1 protein-coding gene is annotated in these 752 nt (G+C 52.5%); it reads right to left on the bottom strand.

All coding sequences use genetic code 11. The annotated features are described in order from the left end of the window. A partial coding sequence (locus CDH50_RS15030) for an ASPIC/UnbV domain-containing protein (RefSeq protein ID WP_198513518.1) occupies positions 1-752 on the bottom strand: 752 nt, incomplete at both ends.

Here is a 752-nt window from a genome sequence, read left to right on the forward strand (position 1 = left end):
CTTGTCCCTTTCAAATACCGGCTGGGCCTGCTTGTTGAACTTGCCCCCCTTATCCTGAAGGTAAAGTTCCGCTGGTTGGCCAAGCGCACCGCCCAGGTAAACATCCTCAAGCCCATCCCCATTGACGTCCCCCACAACAAATGCAGGGCCTTGCTGTGACTGCTTCTGAGGCAGGAGCACCTGGCGCGAAAAGTCGTTGAAACTGTTCTCCAAATGCACAAAGCCAATGCCCAATGTTGTTGGGTTCAATCTTGTAAAGTTCCTCGGAAGCCCCTGTTTTGTCCCACTTTTGGAATTGGAGTCCTTCTTCTCGAAGGTCACCGTACGGTTCGCCCTTATCTTATCCGATATGGTAACCTTACCGTCCCCCCATACCACTTCTATGCGGTCTATGGCCTGCTCATCACCCAACCCAAAGTTCAGGACGGGAGAGACCGAGGACTGGTAGCCCCTGGAAAGGAACAGCTCCTGGTACTGCTGCGAACGTTCCGTAAAGACCTTGACCTTTGCCCCAATGGCATTGATGTTGCTCTTGTCACCTACCAGCTTGATGCTGATGTAGTTGCCCGTGGAATTGTTCCGGTAAACCCCGGCCTTGTCCTCTAGGTTGTTAACCACCAGGTCCAGGTCACCGTCGTTGTCCAGATCGGCATAGGCAACACCGTTGGAGTTCACTTCCCTTTCGAAGCCCCATTCTGATATCACCTTCGTGAACGATAGATCGCCATCGTTCCTAAAGGCATAGTTCTGCA

It is taken from the genome of Confluentibacter lentus (genome assembly GCF_002806995.1).
Taxonomy (GTDB): Bacteria; Bacteroidota; Bacteroidia; order Flavobacteriales; family Flavobacteriaceae; genus Confluentibacter; species Confluentibacter lentus.